At 71.8% G+C, this 16,630-nt stretch carries 12 protein-coding genes; 6 read left to right on the top strand and 6 right to left on the bottom strand.

Annotated elements, in window-relative coordinates; all coding sequences use genetic code 11:
• Positions 1-388: 388 nt before the first annotated feature.
• Positions 389-592 carry a hypothetical protein gene (locus tag CFW40_RS34430; protein WP_256331116.1) on the top strand — a complete coding sequence of 68 codons (204 nt, stop codon included), beginning with the start codon at positions 389-391 and terminating at the stop codon, positions 590-592.
• Positions 593-620: 28 nt separating this feature from the next.
• Here the strand turns inward: CFW40_RS34430 and CFW40_RS34435 are convergent, their stop codons facing one another.
• Positions 621-1,769 (bottom strand): Glu/Leu/Phe/Val dehydrogenase, encoded by a 1,149-nt coding sequence (locus CFW40_RS34435; protein ID WP_088801635.1) that lies wholly within the window; start codon positions 1,767-1,769, stop codon positions 621-623.
• Between the two features lie 87 nt (positions 1,770-1,856).
• On the bottom strand, positions 1,857-4,781 hold the full coding sequence (locus tag CFW40_RS34440) for an FAD-binding and (Fe-S)-binding domain-containing protein (protein WP_088801637.1): 2,925 nt from the start codon (positions 4,779-4,781) through the stop codon (positions 1,857-1,859).
• A gap of 186 nt (positions 4,782-4,967) precedes the next feature.
• On the opposite strand from CFW40_RS34440, the gene CFW40_RS34445 reads away from it, so the two are divergent.
• Complete coding sequence (locus CFW40_RS34445; RefSeq protein ID WP_088801639.1) at positions 4,968-5,882, top strand: LysR family transcriptional regulator; 915 nt, start codon at positions 4,968-4,970, stop codon at positions 5,880-5,882.
• Between the two features lie 73 nt (positions 5,883-5,955).
• Here CFW40_RS34445 and CFW40_RS34450 read toward each other — a convergent pair whose 3' ends face one another.
• Entirely contained in the window at positions 5,956-7,353 is a 1,398-nt protein-coding gene (locus CFW40_RS34450; protein ID WP_176956287.1) for an amino acid permease, read from the bottom strand.
• Between the two features lie 388 nt (positions 7,354-7,741).
• Complete coding sequence (locus CFW40_RS34455; RefSeq protein ID WP_088801642.1) at positions 7,742-8,668, bottom strand: LysR family transcriptional regulator; 927 nt, start codon at positions 8,666-8,668, stop codon at positions 7,742-7,744.
• A gap of 179 nt (positions 8,669-8,847) precedes the next feature.
• Here CFW40_RS34455 and CFW40_RS34460 point away from each other — a divergent pair, with 179 nt between their 5' ends.
• The 4 genes from CFW40_RS34460 to CFW40_RS34475 all read left to right on the top strand — a co-directional run bounded on the left by CFW40_RS34460 (position 8,848) and on the right by CFW40_RS34475 (position 15,218).
• A complete protein-coding gene (locus CFW40_RS34460; RefSeq protein WP_088801644.1) occupies positions 8,848-10,017 on the top strand; it encodes an FAD-binding oxidoreductase in 1,170 nt (389 codons plus the stop codon).
• 28 nt (positions 10,018-10,045) lie between these two features.
• Complete coding sequence (locus tag CFW40_RS34465; protein ID WP_088801646.1) at positions 10,046-11,437, top strand: VOC family protein; 1,392 nt, start codon at positions 10,046-10,048, stop codon at positions 11,435-11,437.
• Positions 11,438-11,503: 66 nt separating this feature from the next.
• The gene (locus tag CFW40_RS34470) at positions 11,504-13,033 is read left to right on the top strand and encodes an aldehyde dehydrogenase family protein (RefSeq protein WP_088801648.1); all 1,530 of its coding nucleotides are present in this window, start codon (positions 11,504-11,506) and stop codon (positions 13,031-13,033) included.
• 379 nt (positions 13,034-13,412) lie between these two features.
• Positions 13,413-15,218 carry a M28 family peptidase gene (locus tag CFW40_RS34475; RefSeq protein ID WP_371127314.1) on the top strand — a complete coding sequence of 602 codons (1,806 nt, stop codon included), beginning with the start codon at positions 13,413-13,415 and terminating at the stop codon, positions 15,216-15,218.
• A 67-nt stretch (positions 15,219-15,285) separates the two neighbouring features.
• Here the strand turns inward: CFW40_RS34475 and CFW40_RS34480 are convergent, their stop codons facing one another.
• Positions 15,286-15,606 carry a hypothetical protein gene (locus CFW40_RS34480; protein WP_088801651.1) on the bottom strand — a complete coding sequence of 107 codons (321 nt, stop codon included), beginning with the start codon at positions 15,604-15,606 and terminating at the stop codon, positions 15,286-15,288.
• 151 nt (positions 15,607-15,757) lie between these two features.
• The gene (locus CFW40_RS34485; RefSeq protein WP_088801653.1) at positions 15,758-16,600 is read right to left on the bottom strand and encodes a DUF1206 domain-containing protein; all 843 of its coding nucleotides are present in this window, start codon (positions 16,598-16,600) and stop codon (positions 15,758-15,760) included.
• Positions 16,601-16,630: the final 30 nt, after the last annotated feature.

Raw genomic sequence — 16,630 nt, forward strand, 5'->3', positions numbered from 1 at the left:
AAGCGGCGGAGCTGTGCGGCCCCGCCTTCGGGGTCACCGCTCAGCGACCCCGACACTCAGCGCGGCGCCTCCCAGAAAACCACCCGCCACGGCCACACCACAGGGCCCACCCCCGCCCACCCGTCCTGGAGATTGCCATCGACCCGGAGGTCTCTGCCAAGGCACGGTTCGTTCCTTTCCCGCATCCGCGGCATCTGATGATTCTCGGTCCGGGAGAGTGAGCTTCGGCGGTGACCGTTGCCCAGGGTGACCGCTGTGCGCGGTGACCGTTGTGCGTGGGGATCGTTCACCGGTGGTGAAGAGAATCGTTACTGCCTCGGTCCTTGCCCTCTGTTGCCTGGTTCCGGCCGTTCCGGCGCATGCCGACGGGCCCCGGACGATGCCGCAGGTGGCGGGGCAGGGGCTGGTCGCCGCCTACGCGGCGCTTCGTTACGACACCTCCGTTCGGCTGAAGGACGGGCGCGGCGCCGGCCGTCATGTGCTGTGGCCGGCGGGCTGGAAGGTCTGTGCCCAGGATCCGGCGGCGGGCACGGACCTGCGGGGCCGGCGGGTCACGCTCACCGTGGTCAAGCGCACGGAGTCGTGCCGGTAGACGGGCGGCGCGGGCTTCGCCGGCCGGATCAGGCGCGGGGGATGCGCCCCTTGCTGTGCATGGCGGTGCGGACCCGGTCCTCGGCCAGGCGGCGGCCGGCCGTGTGCGGGGTGATGTGCTGCAGCCGGGCCTCGTCGAGGACGGTCGTGGTGTTGGCGCGCAGCCGCGAGGAGACAGTCTCGACGATGGTGGAGGTGTCGGGCCGGAACCCGGAGTAGCGGGCGTCCATCGCGAAAGCGGCCGCGACGACACCGCCGGCGTTCGCCACGAAGTCGGGGAGCACGGTGATGCCGCGCTCCGCGAGGATGCTCCGGGCCTCGGCAGACGTGGGCAGATTGGCGCCCTCCACCACGAGCTTCGCCTTGATGTCGCGCGCGGTGGTGCGGTCGATGACGTCCTGCAGGGCGGCGGGCACCAGGATGTCGCAGTCCACGGTGAGTTCACGGCCCGGAGCGAGCACGGTGCCGGCGGAGTGGCGGGTGACGAAGTGGTCGCCGTGCTCGTCGCGGGCCGCCAGCAGCGCGTCCACGTCGAGACCGCTGGGGTCGTGCAGCGCTCCGTGGGCGGTGGACACCGCCACGACGGTGGCACCGAGGGCGGCGAAGCGGCGGGCGGCTGCGCTGCCGACCGCACCGAAGCCCTGCAGGGCCACCCGGGAACCGGCCATCTCCAGCCCCTGGTGCGCTGCCGCGGCGTCGGCCGCCTCGGCAACGCCGTAACCGGTGACGCCGAGCTTGTCGTAGGCCACGCCACCGAGGTGCGCGGGGGTGCCGACGGCGGCGCCGCGGTCGCCCAGTTCGTCCTGGATGATGGCGGCGTCGTCCTCGGTCAGGCCCATGTCGAGTCCCATCACATACTCGCGGGGCACCTCGTTGGACAGCGCGCGGGCGAAGGCACGCAGCACCGCCTCCTTGTCGGGGGAGGCCGGATCGGCGACGATGCCGGCCTTGGCGCCGCCGTAGAAGAGGTCGACAGCGGCCCACTTCCATGTCATGACGCGGGCCAGCCGGGACACCTCGTCGACGGTCACACCGGGGCTCATCCGGGTGCCGCCCTTGCCGATGCCGCGAGCGGTGTTGTCGATCACCAGGACGCCCTTCATACCGGTGCGCCGGTGCGAGACGACGACGATCTTCTCGGGGCCCCACTCGTCGACGAGGGAGAGTGCGTCAGTCACGGTGTGTTCCTTGTCGGTAGGACGGACGGAAGGGGGAGAGGAAGGGAGGAAGGAGGAGAAGGGCGAGGGAGGCGGGGGGAACCTGCGTCAGGACGAGGTGTCGGACGGGGGCAGTGCCTGGGCGATCAGTTCGGCGAGATGGATGCCGCTGCGGGGGGTCTGCTGGGCGATCTGGGTGCGGCAGCTGAAGCCGTCGGCCAGGATCCGGGTGTCGGCAGCGGCCGAGCGCACCGCGGGGAGCAGCACCTGTTCGCCCGCGGCGACCGAGACGTCGTAGTGGCCGCGCTCGAAACCGAAGTTGCCGGCGAGGCCGCAACAGCCGGAATCGAGGGTGGTGTTGTCGATGCCCATACGGGCCAGCAGCGTGCTGTCGGCGCCGAAGCCGGAGGTGGCGTGCTGGTGGCAGTGGGTCTGGCTGAGTGAGCGGGCCTCGATCCGCGGGGGCTGCCAGCCGGGCGTGTGGTGCACGAGGAGTTCGGCGAGGGTGCGGGTGGCCCGGGAGAGGGCGCGGGCTTCTTCGTCGCCGTCGAGGAGTTCGGGAAGGTCGCTCTTGAGGGCCGCGGTGCAGCTCGGCTCCAGCCCGACGACGGGTATGCCGGCGCGGACCGCGGGAGCCAGCGCGGTGACGGTCCGCCGGGCGATTCGGCGGGCGACGCCGAGCTGCCCGGTGGTGAGCCAGGTGAGCCCGCAGCACTGGGTGCCCTCGGGGACCTGCACCCGGTAGCCCGCGTCTTCGAGCACGGCCACGCCGGCTCGGAGGACTTCGGGGCTGAAGTGGTTGTTGAAGGAGTCGACCCACAGCAGGACGGGGCCGCGCCGGCCGTCGCCTCCGGGGGTGCGGTGGCGCAACCACGTCAGGAAGGTCTGTGCGGCGAAGCGGGGGAGGTCCCGCTGCGGGGCGATGCCGCCCAGCCGTTTGAGGGCCGGGGCCAGTCGGGAAGAGGTGAGCGCGTTGACCAGGCCGGGGATCCGGGCGGCGGCCCGGGAGAGCAGGGGCAGCCAGCCCATGGTGTAGTGCGAGGCGGGTCGCAGGCGGCCCTTGTAGTGGTGGTGGAGGAATTCCGACTTGTAGGTGGCCATGTCGACGCCGACAGGGCAGTCGGCGCTGCACCCCTTGCACGACAGGCACAGATCCAGGGCGTCGCGGACCTCGGTGGAACGCCAGCCGTCGGTGATCACTTCACCCTGGGTCATCTCGTACAGGAGCCTGGCGCGGCCGCGGGTGGAGTCCTTCTCGTCCCGCGTGACCCGGTAGCTGGGACACATCACGTCGCCGCGGTGGACGGTGGAGCGGCACTTGCCGACGCCGACGCAGCGGCGGGTGGCCTTGGTGAAGTCGCCGTCGTCGGAGTGGAAGGGGAAGACCGTGGCCAGGGGCAGGGGAGCGCGGTGCGGGCTGACGCGCAGGTTGCCGTCGACGGGCAGCGGCCGCACGATCATGCCGGGGTTGAGGCCGTTGTCCGGGTCCCAGATGTTCTTGAACTCCTCGAACAGGGCGATGACGTCGGGCCCGTACATCAGGGGCAGGAGCGCCGAGCGGGCCTGGCCGTCGCCGTGTTCCCCGGACAGCGAACCACCGTGTACGGCGACCAGGTGGGCGGCGTCGGCGAGGAAGGTGCGGAAGACGGCGGTGCCCTGCTCGGTGGTGAAGTCGAAGTTGATACGGACGTGCAGACAGCCCTCGCCGAAGTGGCCGTAGACGGCGCCCTGCAGCTCGTGGCGCTGCAGCAGGTCGGTGAACTTGCGGAGGTAGGAGCCCAGTTGCTCGGGCGGGACGGCGGCGTCCTCCCATCCGGGCCAGGCCTCGGCCCCGCCTTCGGTCCCGGTCCCCGGGGGCAGGCGGGTGGCCAGACCCGCACCGTCCTCGCGGATGCGCCACAGGCTGCGGGCGCGTGCGGGATCGGTGACGATCTCGCTGCCGGTGCAGCGGGCGGCCCCGTGCGCGGTCCCGGCCAGCGCTTCGGCCTGCCGGGACAGGGTGTCCGCGGTGCCGCCGAGTTCCGCGAACAGCCAGGCCCGGGCGGTGGGGAGGGTGTCGATGGTGGTCCTGGTCGCGGGCCGGGTGACGATGTCGGTCAGTCCGCGGTCGAGTCCTTCCAGGGCCAGCGGCTGGTGCCGGAGCAGTGCGGGGACCGCGTCGGCCGCGGCGCCGGCGTCCGAGAAACCGAGGACGACCAGGGCCCGTGCGGGGGGAGGTGAGATGAGGCGGACGGTCGCCGAGAGCACGACGGCGAGGGTGCCCTCGCTGCCGACCAGGGCCCTGGCGAGGTGGAAGCGCCGCTCGGGCAGCAGCTGTTCCAGCGCATAGCCCGACACCTGCCGGGGGAACTGCCCCAGTTCGGTGCGGAGCGTGGCCAGATTGGCCTGGGCGAGCCGGTGCAGGGCGGCGATCAGCTCTCCGCGGTCGTCTCCCGCGGCCACGGCCGCGTCGATCTCCTCCCGGGTCATCTCGCCGAGCCGGACCACCGTGCCGCGGTAGGTGACCACTTCGAGTTCGACGATGTTGTCGGCAGTGCGTCCCCAGGCGAGCGAGTGCGAGCCGCACGCATTGTTGCCGATCATGCCTCCCAGGGTGCAGCGGCTGTGGGTGGAGGGATCGGCGCCGAACACCAGACCGTGCTCGGCGGCAGCGCTCTGCAGGTCGTCCAGGACGATGCCGGGCTGCACGGTCGCGGTCCGGGCGTGCGGATCCAGCGCCGTCAGCCGGTTGAAGTAGCGGGAGAAGTCGAGCACCACACCGGGTCCGACGGCCTGCCCGGAGGTGCTGGTACCCGCGCCGCGTGCGGTGACCGGCACCCCCAGGCGACGGCACACCCGCAGGGCGTTGAGGACGTGCTGCCGCTCGCGGGGGAAGACCACGGCGAGCGGGATCTGGCGGTAGTTCGAGGCATCGGACGCGTACTGGGCCCGGTGACCGGCATCGCCGGCGACCCTGCCGCAGTCCCCGTGGTCGAGGGCTTCGGCCACCGCTGCCGCGTCGAGGCTGTCGACGCCCCGGTCTGTCGAGGTCACCCTGCTCGCTCCTTCGTGCTCACCGGTCGTGTTCCGCCTGGCCCCGTCCACGATGTGGGGCGCCCGGGGCCGGGGACAAGGCCCAGCAGGGCGAAAGAATTCATGCTTGAGGGCAAGGAATGCTGAGGCTCGCGTTCGGGGGCGGTCGATGCCTATGCTCGCCTCCCGCGTCGTTGGGAGCCCGCGTTGCTGAAGCCACTGCATCTGCTCACCCTCAAGGCCGTCGTCCGCAGCGCCTCGTTCGCCCTCGCGGCCCGCGACCTCGGTTACACCGCCTCCGCCATCTCGCAGCAGATCTCCGCGCTGGAGAAGGAGACCGGCCTGGTGCTCTTCGAGCGGGAGGCGCACGGGATCCGCCCCACCGCCGCGGCCCACCGCCTGGTCGATCTCAGTACCCATGTGCTGGCGGCCATGGAGGACCTGGACCACCACGTCCAGGAGCTCGCCACCGGCGCCACCGGCCGGCTGCGGCTGGGCAGCTTTCCCACGGCCGATGTACGGCTGGTGCCCGCCGCCCTGTCCGCGCTCGTCGAAAGCCATCCGCGGGCCCGGATCCAGCTGGAGGAGGGCGAGCCCGAAGAACTCGTCACCGCGCTCAGCCATGGCGATCTCGATGTGGCGCTCGTCTACGAGTACGGGCTCAGCCCCCGCCAGTGGCCCGACGGCCTGACCTGCCATCAACTGCTGCGCGAGGACCTGGTGCTGCTCAGGGCCCGTGACAGCGGCCTGGCCGCCCAGCTGTCCCAGCTGGCCGGGGCCCGCTGGATCACCAGCCGGGAGGACACCGCCGGGGCCCGGTCCTTCGTCCGCCTCTGTGCGGCCGCGGGGTTCGAGGCCGCCGTCGCCTTCCGCAGCAACAACTACGCCGTGGTGCGGGAGCTGGTGTCCGCGGGGCTCGGGGTGGCTGTCGTCCCGGCGCTCGGCCACGTTCCCGGTGACGGGATCGAAGCGACCCGGGTCACCCAGCGCTCCGCACACCGCACGGTGATGGCGCTGCACCGCAGCGAGAACAGCAACCCGTTGCTCCCCGCGGTGATCAGCTGTCTGCGCCGTGCGGTGCCCGACGGCGAGCCGTATGTGCACCCCGCGTGCGAGGAGTGACCGGCCGGCCGCGGGCCGGCTCCGCCGCTCCGGGGGCGGGGAGCGGTGGAGCACCCGCGGGCACGGCCGGCCGTCAGCGGAGGGGTGCGGGCTCGGACGCGTCGGAGTCGGACATCCGGTCCAGGGCGTCGAGATCCACCGAGCCTCCCGGCATGACCCTGCGGGTGCGGCGGTAGCCGTACGTGGCGTAGATGACCAGGCCGACGACCAGCCAGCCGCCGAGCCGCACCCAGGTCTCCCACTGCAGGAACGACATCAGCCAGACGGAGAAGGCCATCCCCAGGACGGGCACCACCGGCATGCCCGGACAGCGGAAACCGCGCTTGAGGTGCGGCTTGCGGTAGCGCAGGACCAGCACGGAAGCGGAGACCACCACGAACGCCAGCAGCACCCCGATATTGGTGAGTTCCGCGACCGCGTTGATGGGCAGCAGCCCCGCCAGCGCCGCGGACACCCCACCGATCAGCCAGGTGGCATGGTGCGGCACCTTGCGCCGGGGGTGGATGGCGCCGAACCAGGCGGGCATCAGCCCGTCACGGCTGAGCGCGTACCACAGGCGGGAGGCACCCATCATGAAGGAGAAGGTCACGGTGACGATGCCGATGACCGCGCCGACGGCGATCACATTGGCCAGCCCGCTCAGCCCCACGCTCTGGAACGCGCTGGAAATCCCGCTGTTCGGGTTGAGCTCGCTGTAGCGCTGCATCCCGGTGAGCACGATGCAGACCAGCACGTACAGCACCATGGAGACCGCCAGCGACAGCATCATCGCCTTCGGCAGCTTGCGCCGTGCCTCCACCGACTCCTCCGCGGCCGTACTCAGCGCGTCATAGCCGAACACGGCGAAGAAGACCGTGGCGGCCCCGGTGAAGGCCCCGCCGAAGCCGAACGGCGCGAAGGGATGCAGGTTGCCGGTCTTGACCTTGGTGAAGCCCACCACGATCACCAGCAGCACGATGCCGATCTTGATGAGGGTCAGCACCGTCTCCACCCGGGCCGAGGTGCGGGTGCCGCGGGTCAGCAGCCAGGCCACGCCGAGGCAGATCGCCATCGCGAGCAGGTCCACCCGGTGGCCGGCGCCGGTGCCGGGGGCGCCCAGGGCCCAGACCGGCAGATGGATGCCGACCGCTTGCAGCAGAAATCCCAGGTAGCCCGACATCCCGATCGCCACGACGGCGACGATGGCGGTGTACTCCAGGAGCAGGTCCCAGCCCACGATCCAGCCGACGATCTCCCCCAGGACCGCGGCGCAGTAGGTGTAGGACGAGCCTGCCTTCGGCACCATCCCGGCGAACTCGGCATAGGCGAAGGCCGCACAGAGCGAGGCGGCCCCGGCCACCAGGAACGAGACCAGGACGGCGGGACCGGCGACGTCCCGGGCGACGGCCGCGGCCAGGCTGAAGATCCCGGCCCCGATAATGGCGCCGATGCCGATCATTGTCAGCTGGGTGAGGCCGAGCGTGCGCACCATGCGCTCACCGCTGGGCTGTTCATGGGGAAGAGTTCGCCGGAAGATTCCCTGGGGGCCTCTGCCCAGCAACGCGTGAAGGGGAGATTTCGGGGTGTGATGGGGGGACATCGCTCGCTCCCTGTCAGGCAACGGCGGCACGACGGGCCACCGTCGTGGCGGGGGTCACCACTGGCCTGAAACCTTCACCCAGGATCCGCCCCGGCAAAAGGGACCCCAGCGCGACAACTTGCGTGGCTGAGCGCAAGCGGAACTGGGGGAGGCGCTCCGCAGGGCGAGCGCTCCGGATTCTCGTGCACCGGGCACCTTGTTGCGGCGCGCGCCAACTCGACCGTGGAGCAAGCCTGTTGACGGTGCGGCGTCGCGGTGTGCCGGCGGCCGGGGCGCTGTCCTACGGGGCGCGGCGGGCCGGTGTGCCGTGCCGGGCACCGGACACCGACCGCAGGACGTCGACCAGCGCCGCCACCGTGGGCCGGTGCTCGACGGAGGAGCGGAACAGCACCACGATGTGCCGCTCGACCTTCTCCCGCAGCCGTACGACATCGAGGCGGGAGGCGCGCAGACCGAGCATCAGATCCGTCACCGTGCTCACCCCGATCCCCGCCTCGACCAGTGCCAGCGTGGCCGCGGTGTCGGTGACCTCGTGCTGGACCCGGGGTTCGACGCCCGCGCGCCGGCAGGCCGTGCGCACCGCACGGCCGTAGTAGCTGTCGGCGGACGGCAGGATCCACCCCAGGTCCTGCGTATCGGCCAGGCCGATCACTTCCCGGCCCGCCATCGACCCGGCAGGTACCGCCAGCGAGAACCGCTCGCGGTAGAGCTGCCGCACCTGCAGGGCGGGCTCCCGCGGAAGGGGCACATCCGGGTAATCGAGGCCGAGCGCCAGGTCCACCGCTCCGGACGCGACCGCGTCGTGCACCTCGTCCACCTCCATATCGCGGCTGTGCACCGCGAGCCGGGGATGGACCTGGCGCACCTCCTGCAGCGCCGGCGGCAGGATCTCCGCGGCTGCCGTGGCGAACAGCCCGACGTGCAGCACCCCGGAGATCTCGTGCCGGGTGCGCTCCAGAGCCTCGACGGCTTCCGCCTCCGTCGACAGGATCCGCTCGGCGTGACACGCCAGCGTGCGGCCGGCATCGGTCAGCTCCACCCGCCGCCCGACCCGCCGCAGCAGCTCCGTGCCCGCGGCCTTCTCCAGCGCGGCGATCTGCTGGGAGACGCCGCCGGGCGTGTATCCAAGGGCCTGGGCCGCCGCGGTGATCGTTCCACGCCTGGTCAGCTCCACCAGGGACCGCAGCTGGGCACTCGTCCAGTCCATATAGAGATCCTAATAGATCGGACGTACTAACTGTTCGTAGACGTCAAAGGTTGGAGTGCTGCACGATGACGGGCAGCTAGCTGATCAGCTCTTCTCGCCATGCACTGACAGCCCCGCCTGCGCCGGACGGATGCCCCCGGCGCAGGCGCCGGCCTCCGGAAGGGATCGGCCTCTTGTCCATGTCATCCACCTCCCGCACCGTGCCGCCGACCGCCGACGTCGTGATCGTCGGCGGCGGTGTGATGGGCACCAGCATCGCGTTCCACCTGGCCGAGGCCGGGGTGTCCGACGTCGTCGTCATCGAGCGCGGCGAGCTGGCCGGCGGCAGCTCGGGCAAACCGATCGGCGGAGTGCGGGCGCAGTTCTCCGACCCGCTCAACATCGCCCTGGGCAGCAGGAGTCTGCGCGCCTGGCAGGACTTCGAACAGCGTCCCGGCGCGGACATCCGGCTGGACAGCGTCGGCTATCTCTTCCTGCTCACCAGCGACCAGCAGGCCGCGGACTTCGAGACCGCCGTCCGCCTCCAGAACGGCCTCGGCGTACCCAGCCGCATGATCGGCCCCCACGAAGCACAGCGGCTGTGTCCCTACGTCAGCACCGACGGGCTGGTGGCCGCCGCCTACTCCCCGACCGACGGCCACGCCCGTCCCCAACTCGCCGTCCAGGGCTATGCGCGCGCTGCCGCGGGCGCGGGCGTCACGTTCGCCACGCACACCACCGTCACCGGCCTCGATACCGCCGGTGACCGGGTCACGGCCGTCCACACCGATCACGGCCGGATCGCCTGCTCCACGGTCATCTGCACCGCGGGCGCCTGGTCCGCGCGGCTCGGCGAGATGGCGGGCGTCCACCTCCCGGTGCGCCCGGTGCGCCGCCAGCTCGCCTTCACCGCGCCGCTCGCGCCGCCCGCCCCGCGTATCCCCTTCACCATCGACTTCGCCTCGACCGCCTACTTCCACAACAGCGACGACGGCCTGCTGTTCGGCCTCGCCGACCCCGGACAGGACGAGGGCTTCGACACCACCTGGACCCCGGACTGGCTCGCACTCTTCCGTGCCGCCGCACGGCGCAGGGCGCCCGCCCTCGCCGGGATGGAGACCACCGGCGGCTGGGCCGGACTGTACGAGGTCACCCCGGACCACAACGCACTGATCGGACGGGCCGGCGCGCCGCACAACTTCCTGTACGCCACCGGGTTCTCCGGCCACGGCTTCCTGCAGGCCCCCGCCGTCGGCGAGATCGTGCGCGACCTCTACCTGGAGCGCACACCGTTCGTCGACGTCACCCCCTTCAGCGCCGACCGCTTCACGGCCGGTGCCGAGATCCGCCCCGAAATCCACGTGGTGTGAATCCCCCCGACGGAAGGACGACCTGCCGATGATCAGCCAGTGGCAACTGCGCGCCGCGTTCGCCCAGCGGCTCTCGGACATGTACGGGCGGGAGGTGCCCGCCTACACCACGCTCGTGGACGTCTCCCGCGAGGTCAACGAGGACGTGCTGCGGGCACAGGGCGCCGATGCCGAGCGCCTGGGATCCATCGGCCGGGTGACCGCGGAGCGGCACGGCGCCATCCGCGTCGGCTCTCCGGAGGAAATGCGCCAGGTCGCCCGTATTTTCGGCGCCCTGGGGATGTACCCGGTCGGTTTCTACGATCTGCGGGAGGCCGCCGCCAGCGCGATCCCCGTCGTGTCGACCGCTTTCCGCCCCGTCGACGCCGGGGAACTGGCCCGTAATCCCTTCCGCGTCTTCACCTCCCTGCTCACCCCCGCCGACCCCCGGTTCTTCGACCCCGACCTGCGCGCCCGCCTGGAGAACTTCCTCGCCGCCCGCCGGCTCTTCCCCCCGGAACTGCTCGCCCTCGCCGACCGCGCGGAAAGCGCCGGGGAGTTGCCCGAAGCGGACGCCGAACGGTTCCTCCACCTCGCCGTGCAGGCCTTCGAACTCTCCCCCGAGCCCGTCGACCAGGCGTGGTACGCCACCCTGGAACGGATCTCCGCCGTCGCCGCGGACATCGGGGGCGTGGGCAGCACCCACATCAACCACCTCACCCCCCGCGTCCTGGACATCGACGAGCTCTACCGGCGGATGACCGAGCGCGGCATCGAGATGATCGACACCATCCAGGGCCCACCCCGCTGGAAGGGTCCCGACGTCCTGCTGCGCCAGACCTCCTTCCGGGCGCTCGCCGAGCCCCGCGCGATGCGCACCCCGGACGGCAGCGTGATCAGCGGATCCCTGCGGGTGCGCTTCGGTGAGGTCGAAGCCCGCGGTATCGCCCTCAGCCGCGAGGGCCGGGCCCGCTACGACCGGCTGCTCGCCCGCGTCGACGACCGGGCCGCCGGTCTGCCCCCTGCCGACCGGGCCGCACTCGCCCGCCGCCTGTGGGCGGAGGAACTGCCCGACACCGAGCAGGGGCTGGCCGCGGCGGGCCTGGCGCACTTCACCTACCACGTGGCGCCGGAGCGCCCACGTGACGGCAGCCGCCCGCCCGCCGGGCTCGGTGACCTGCTGGAACAGGGCTGGCTCCGGGCCGAACCGCTGGTCTACGAGGACTTCCTGCCGCGCTCCGCGGCCGGCATCTTCCAGTCCAACCTCAGCGACGAGGGCTCCAGGAACAGCGACCAGCAGGGTTCCGCCTACGACAGCGCCTGGCTCTCCGGCGTCCTCGGCCGCGACGTCCTGGATCCGTTCGACCTCTACGAGGAGCAGCAGAACCGCTCCCTCGCGCAGGCCGCCCGGGAACTCGGACTCGACGGCACGCCCGTCTGACCCCCGGCCCGCCGCCCGTTTCGGGCGCAGCACCCTTCGACACCACTCAACCCCCAGAGGAGCATCATGACCAGCACCACCCTCCCCACCACCGAGGACCTGCGCACCCGTGCCCGCGACAGCCTCGCCGCCCTCGGCGTCACCGTCCCGGACGGCGACGACTTCTCGGCCCGCAGCCCCATCACGGGTGACGACCTCTTCGGCCTGCGCGCGGCCACCGCCGCCGACACCGAGGAGGCCATCGCCGCCACCCGCGAGGCGTTCCTCACCTGGCGCACCACCCCCGCGCCCCGTCGCGGTGAACTCGTCCGCCGCCTGGGTGAGTTGCTGCGCGACCACAAGGGCGAGCTGGCCGACCTGATCACCATCGAGGCGGGCAAGATCCGCTCCGAGGCGCTCGGTGAGGTCCAGGAAATGATCGACATCTGCGACTTCGCCGTCGGCCTGTCCCGCCAGCTCTACGGCCGCACCATCGCCTCCGAGCGCCCCGGCCACCGCCTCGCCGAGACCTGGCACCCGCTGGGCGTGGTCGGCGTCATCTCCGCGTTCAACTTCCCCGCCGCGGTGTGGTCGTGGAACACCGCCGTCGCGCTGGCCTGCGGTGACACCGTGATCTGGAAGCCCTCGGAGCTCACCCCGCTGATCTCCCTGGCCTGCGACCGGCTGCTGGCACAGGCCGCCGAGGACGTCGGCGCCCCACGCGACGTGCACCGCCTGCTGCTGGGCGACCGCACCACCGGCGAAAAGCTTGTCGACGACCCCCGTATCGCGCTGATCAGCGCCACCGGCTCGACCCGCATGGGCCGCGAGGTCGGCCCGCGCGTCGCCGCCCGCTTCGGGCGCAGCCTGCTCGAACTCGGCGGCAACAACGCGGCCGTGGTCGCGCCCTCCGCCGACCTCGACCTCGCCGTGCAGGGCATCGTCTTCGCCGCGGCCGGCACCGCGGGCCAACGCTGCACCACCCTGCGCCGTCTCATCGTCCACCGGGACATCGCCGACACCCTCATCGCCCGGCTGACCGCCGCCTACCGGAAGCTCCCCATCGGCGACCCGTTCGACGAGAGCACCCTCGTCGGACCGCTGATCTCCACCACGGCCCTGGACGCCATGCAGGACGCCCTCACCCGGGCCCAGGCCGAGGGCGGCAAGATCCTCGCGGGCGGCAACCGGCGCCTCGCCGACGCCGCGCCCCGGGCCGGTTACGCCGAGCCGGTCCTCGTCCGCGTCGACGCACAGACCGACGTCGTCCGCGAGGAGACCTTCGCCCCCATCCTGTATGTGCAGACCTACGACACCCTGGAGGAGGCCATCGCCCTGCACAACGACGTCCCGCAGGGCCTCTCGTCCAGCATCTTCACCCGCGATCAGCAGGAGGCCGAGCTCTTCCTGTCCGCGGAGGGCTCCGACTGCGGCATCGCCAATGTCAACATCGGCACCTCCGGCGCCGAGATCGGCGGGGCCTTCGGCGGGGAGAAGGAGACCGGCGGCGGCCGGGAGTCCGGTTCCGACGCCTGGCGCGCCTACATGCGCTCCGCCACCAACACCATCAACTACTCCAGCCGGCTCGCCCTGGCCCAGAACGTCAGCTTCCTGTAGGTACCGGACGGGCCCCGCGCCCGTGCCGCACGCCGTCGACCGTCCCCGTCCTGCCTCGCGCAAGGCGGGGGTTCGTCGTGCCCGGGGCTTGCCCGGGACGTGCCCGGGGCCTCCGAAACCGTCCGCGGACCCGGCCAAGTGCCCGGTTATCGGGCGCCACCTGCCGTTTTTCGACAAACACGGCGCTGCGCCGGGACATCCGTTGACGCGGTGGGTGCCGCGGTGTGATGGTACGGCGGCCTGGGTCATGGACATGCCGTTCTCGCCCCGTGCTGACGCCGCCCCACGTGGCCGAGGCCGGCCCAACGAGACGCCGCCACGGCCCGGCGCTCCACCAGAACCTCCGTCGGTAGCACTCCCTACCCCTCAAGGAGCCATGGTGTTACGAAGACTCGCGGTGGCCGGCGTCGCCCTCGCCGCCACCCTCCAAGCCGCCGTGCTGACCCTCGCCCCCACCGCCGCGGCCGCCTCGCAGGCCGGCCCGCCGCTCCATCCGCCCGGCACGGCGATACCGGCCGTCGACCGGGCCGCGCACCACGGCCCGGCCACCGCCCGCACCCGGGCCGCCGACGCCCCCGACATCGATGTGGCCAAGGTCCAGGCGCACCTGACCGAGCTGAATGCCATCGCCACCCGCAACGGCGGCACCCGCAAATCCAGCGGCCAGGGCTACCGCGACTCGGTCGCCTACGCCAAGGCCAAGCTCCAGGCGGCCGGTTACACCGTCACCGAGCAGCCCTGCACCTCCGGCTGCGCCACCGGGGCCGGGCCCAACCTGATCGCCGAATGGCCGCAGGGCGACGCCACCAAGGTGTACATGTTCGGCTCCCATCTCGACAGCGTCGGGGCGGGGCCCGGCATCAACGACAACGGCTCCGGCTCCGCCGCGCTGCTGGAGACGGCACTCACCCTCGCCCAGCAGCACCCCGCCATGGCGGCCCGTGCCCGGTTCGCCTGGTGGACCGACGAGGAACAGGGCCTCAACGGCTCCGACTTCTACGTCAACTCCCTCCCCTCCACCGAGCGGTCGAAGATCAAGGCGTACTACAACTTCGACATGATCGCCTCGCTCAACGGCGGCTACTTCATCAACCACCTGACCTCGGCGGCCGCCCAGCCGATGAAGGCGTACTGGGACTCCCTGGGCCTCCAGCCCGAGGAGAACACCGAGGGGGCGGGCCGCTCCGACGACTACTCCTTCGAGCAGGCGGGCATCCCCACCTCCGGATATGCGATGGGCGCCAGTGCCCGGAAGACCTCCGCGCAGGCGGCCAAGTGGGGCGGCACCGCCAGCCGCGCCTACGACTCCTGCTACCACCAGTCCTGCGACACCACCAGCAACATCAACACCACCGGACTGAACCACAGCGTCGACGGCATCGCCGCCACCCTGTGGAAGCTCGCCGTCGCCGACACCACCCCGGCGAACGACTTCTCCCTGACCGCCGGCCCCGCCACCGGCAGCGTGGACCCCGGCGGCTCGGTCACCAGCACCCTCTCCACGGCCACCACCAGCGGGTCCCCGCAGACGGTGGCCCTGTCGGCCTCGGGCGCTCCGGCCGGTGTGACCGTCTCCTTCAGCCCCGCCTCGGTGACCTCCGGCGGCAGCTCCACCATGACCCTCGCCACGACATCGAGCGCGCCGCCCGGCACCTACACCCTCACCGTCACCGGCACCGGGTCCGTCACCCACAGCACGCCGTACACCCTGACGATCAAGGGCACCGGAGGCTGCACCGCCCAACAGCTGCTCGTCAACGGCGGATTCGAGAACGGCACCACTCCCTGGACGGGCGACACCGGGGCGATCGGCGCCCAGGCGGGCCAGTCCGCCCACAGCGGCAGCAGGTTCGCCTGGCTCGGCGGCTACGGCTCCGCCGCCACCGACACTCTCAACCAGTCGGTGACCGTGCCCGCCGGATGCGGCAAGGCGACCTTGACCTACTGGCTGCACATCGACACCGAGGAGACCGACCGGGTCGCCTACGACACCTTCAAGGTCAAGGTGGGCAGCACCACCTTGACGACCCTCTCCAACACCGCGGCATCGAGCGGCTACACCCAGCGGACCCTGGACCTGACCCCCTACCTCGGACAGCGGATCACCCTGACCTTCACCGCCACCGAGGACTCCAGCCTGCAGACCAGCTTCGTCATCGACGACGCCACCCTGCAGACCGGCTGACCGACGGCCCGGAGGGGCGGGGCGGAATCCGGCTCGCCCCTCCGGTGCCACCTATGCCGGCGCCACGTCAGGTCGTCTCGTCCGTCGCGTAGCAGGAGGCGGTGTAACGGTCCCGGTCGCCGGTGGGCGTCCAGCCGGTACCCCTACCGGGGCCGGCGAGTTCGAAGCCACTGTCGCGCAGTTGCGCGACGAGGGAGGCGGCGGGGAAGTCGCTGCCGTTCGGGGCCTCTTCGACGGGCCACAGCGTGACGAGCAGGGCTTCGGTGTCGCCGGTGTCGGGTTCGCTGTCGAGGCTGGCGACTTCGAGGTGCCAGCGGCCGTTGCGCACAAAAGCCTCGGCACGGTAGACGGCCCGTGCGGCCGGGGCATTCTGATGGGTCTCGGTCATCCGAAGAGAGCTCCTGACGTGCAGTGGGATGTGTCGTGGGGCGGAGTGTGTCGTGGGGTGCGGGCGGTCCGTGGAGTGGAGGTGTGTCGTGGGGTAGCTGTGCGGGACTTGCGGAGAGGATTCCGGGGACGTGGGGGCAGGCCTCGCAGGATCAGACGTCCCGCCAGCGGGCCATCGCGCACGAGAAGGCACCGAACAGCGCCAGACCCGCGGCGATCGCGGCCAGCAGCCAGGGACCGGCCGGGGTGTGGGCGAAGGAACGGAGCGTATCGTCCATGCCTTTGGCGCGGCCGGGGTCGTAGGCGACCGCGGCCTTGACGACGTAGACGCCGGCGAGCGTGAACACGCCACCGCGGGCGATGCCACCCGAGACGCCGAGCACATCGACACCGCGCCGGGTGGACCGTGACATGCCGCTCCTGTTGAGGTGCTTGTGGAACCTGCGCAGAATGGCCCGCACCGTGATCCAGACTCCGGCCACGGCAATGCCCACCCCCGCGGCGGCCACCAGCCAGGGGCCGCCGGGCAGCTCCAGCGCCGTGGCCGTGGCGTCCCGGGACTGCTGGTCGCTCGACCCGCTTCCGCTGCCCTTCGTCCCCGCCGCGAAGGACAGCACGGAGAAGGACACCACGGCGTAGAAGACGCAACGGAAGAGCGACAACAGTCGCGTTCCGGCCTTGTGCCCGTCGGGCCCTGCCGCACCGAAGGCCGCCTCGGACAGGCGCCACAGCGCCATCCCGGCCAGTCCCAGACCGAGCGCCCATATCAGCACGCCGCCGAACGGCCGGGCGGCGATCTCCGCCAGCGCTCCGCCCCGGTCGGCCTGCTCACCGGGGTCGCCGATCGCGATCCGCAGCGCCAGTACCCCTACGAGGAGGTAGATCACGCCGCGGGCCGCGAACCCACCGCGTGCCGCGGCCCGGACCGCCGAGCCGCGCGCGGCGCGACGGGCGGTGCGTCGTCCGATGTGCGGTACCGCAAGAGTCGATGGCATGTGTGACCTCCAGAGGGCTTCTGCCCCGCC

The organism is Streptomyces sp. 2114.4, from assembly GCF_900187385.1.
Classification (GTDB): Bacteria; Actinomycetota; Actinomycetes; order Streptomycetales; family Streptomycetaceae; genus Streptomyces; species Streptomyces mooreae.

What these genes read in the sequence shown, in the direction of transcription:
- CFW40_RS34450 (WP_176956287.1), bottom strand. Translation starts at nt 7,353, where the DNA reads ATGGTGCGCACGCTCGGCCTCACCCAGCTGACAATGATCGGCATCGGC.
- CFW40_RS34455 (WP_088801642.1), bottom strand. Translation starts at nt 8,668, where the DNA reads ATGGACTGGACGAGTGCCCAGCTGCGGTCCCTGGTGGAGCTGACCAGG.
- CFW40_RS34460 (WP_088801644.1), top strand. Translation starts at nt 8,848, where the DNA reads ATGTCATCCACCTCCCGCACCGTGCCGCCGACCGCCGACGTCGTGATC.
- CFW40_RS34465 (WP_088801646.1), top strand. Translation starts at nt 10,046, where the DNA reads ATGATCAGCCAGTGGCAACTGCGCGCCGCGTTCGCCCAGCGGCTCTCG.
- CFW40_RS34470 (WP_088801648.1), top strand. Translation starts at nt 11,504, where the DNA reads ATGACCAGCACCACCCTCCCCACCACCGAGGACCTGCGCACCCGTGCC.
- CFW40_RS34480 (WP_088801651.1), bottom strand. Translation starts at nt 15,606, where the DNA reads ATGACCGAGACCCATCAGAATGCCCCGGCCGCACGGGCCGTCTACCGT.
- CFW40_RS34485 (WP_088801653.1), bottom strand. Translation starts at nt 16,600, where the DNA reads ATGCCATCGACTCTTGCGGTACCGCACATCGGACGACGCACCGCCCGT.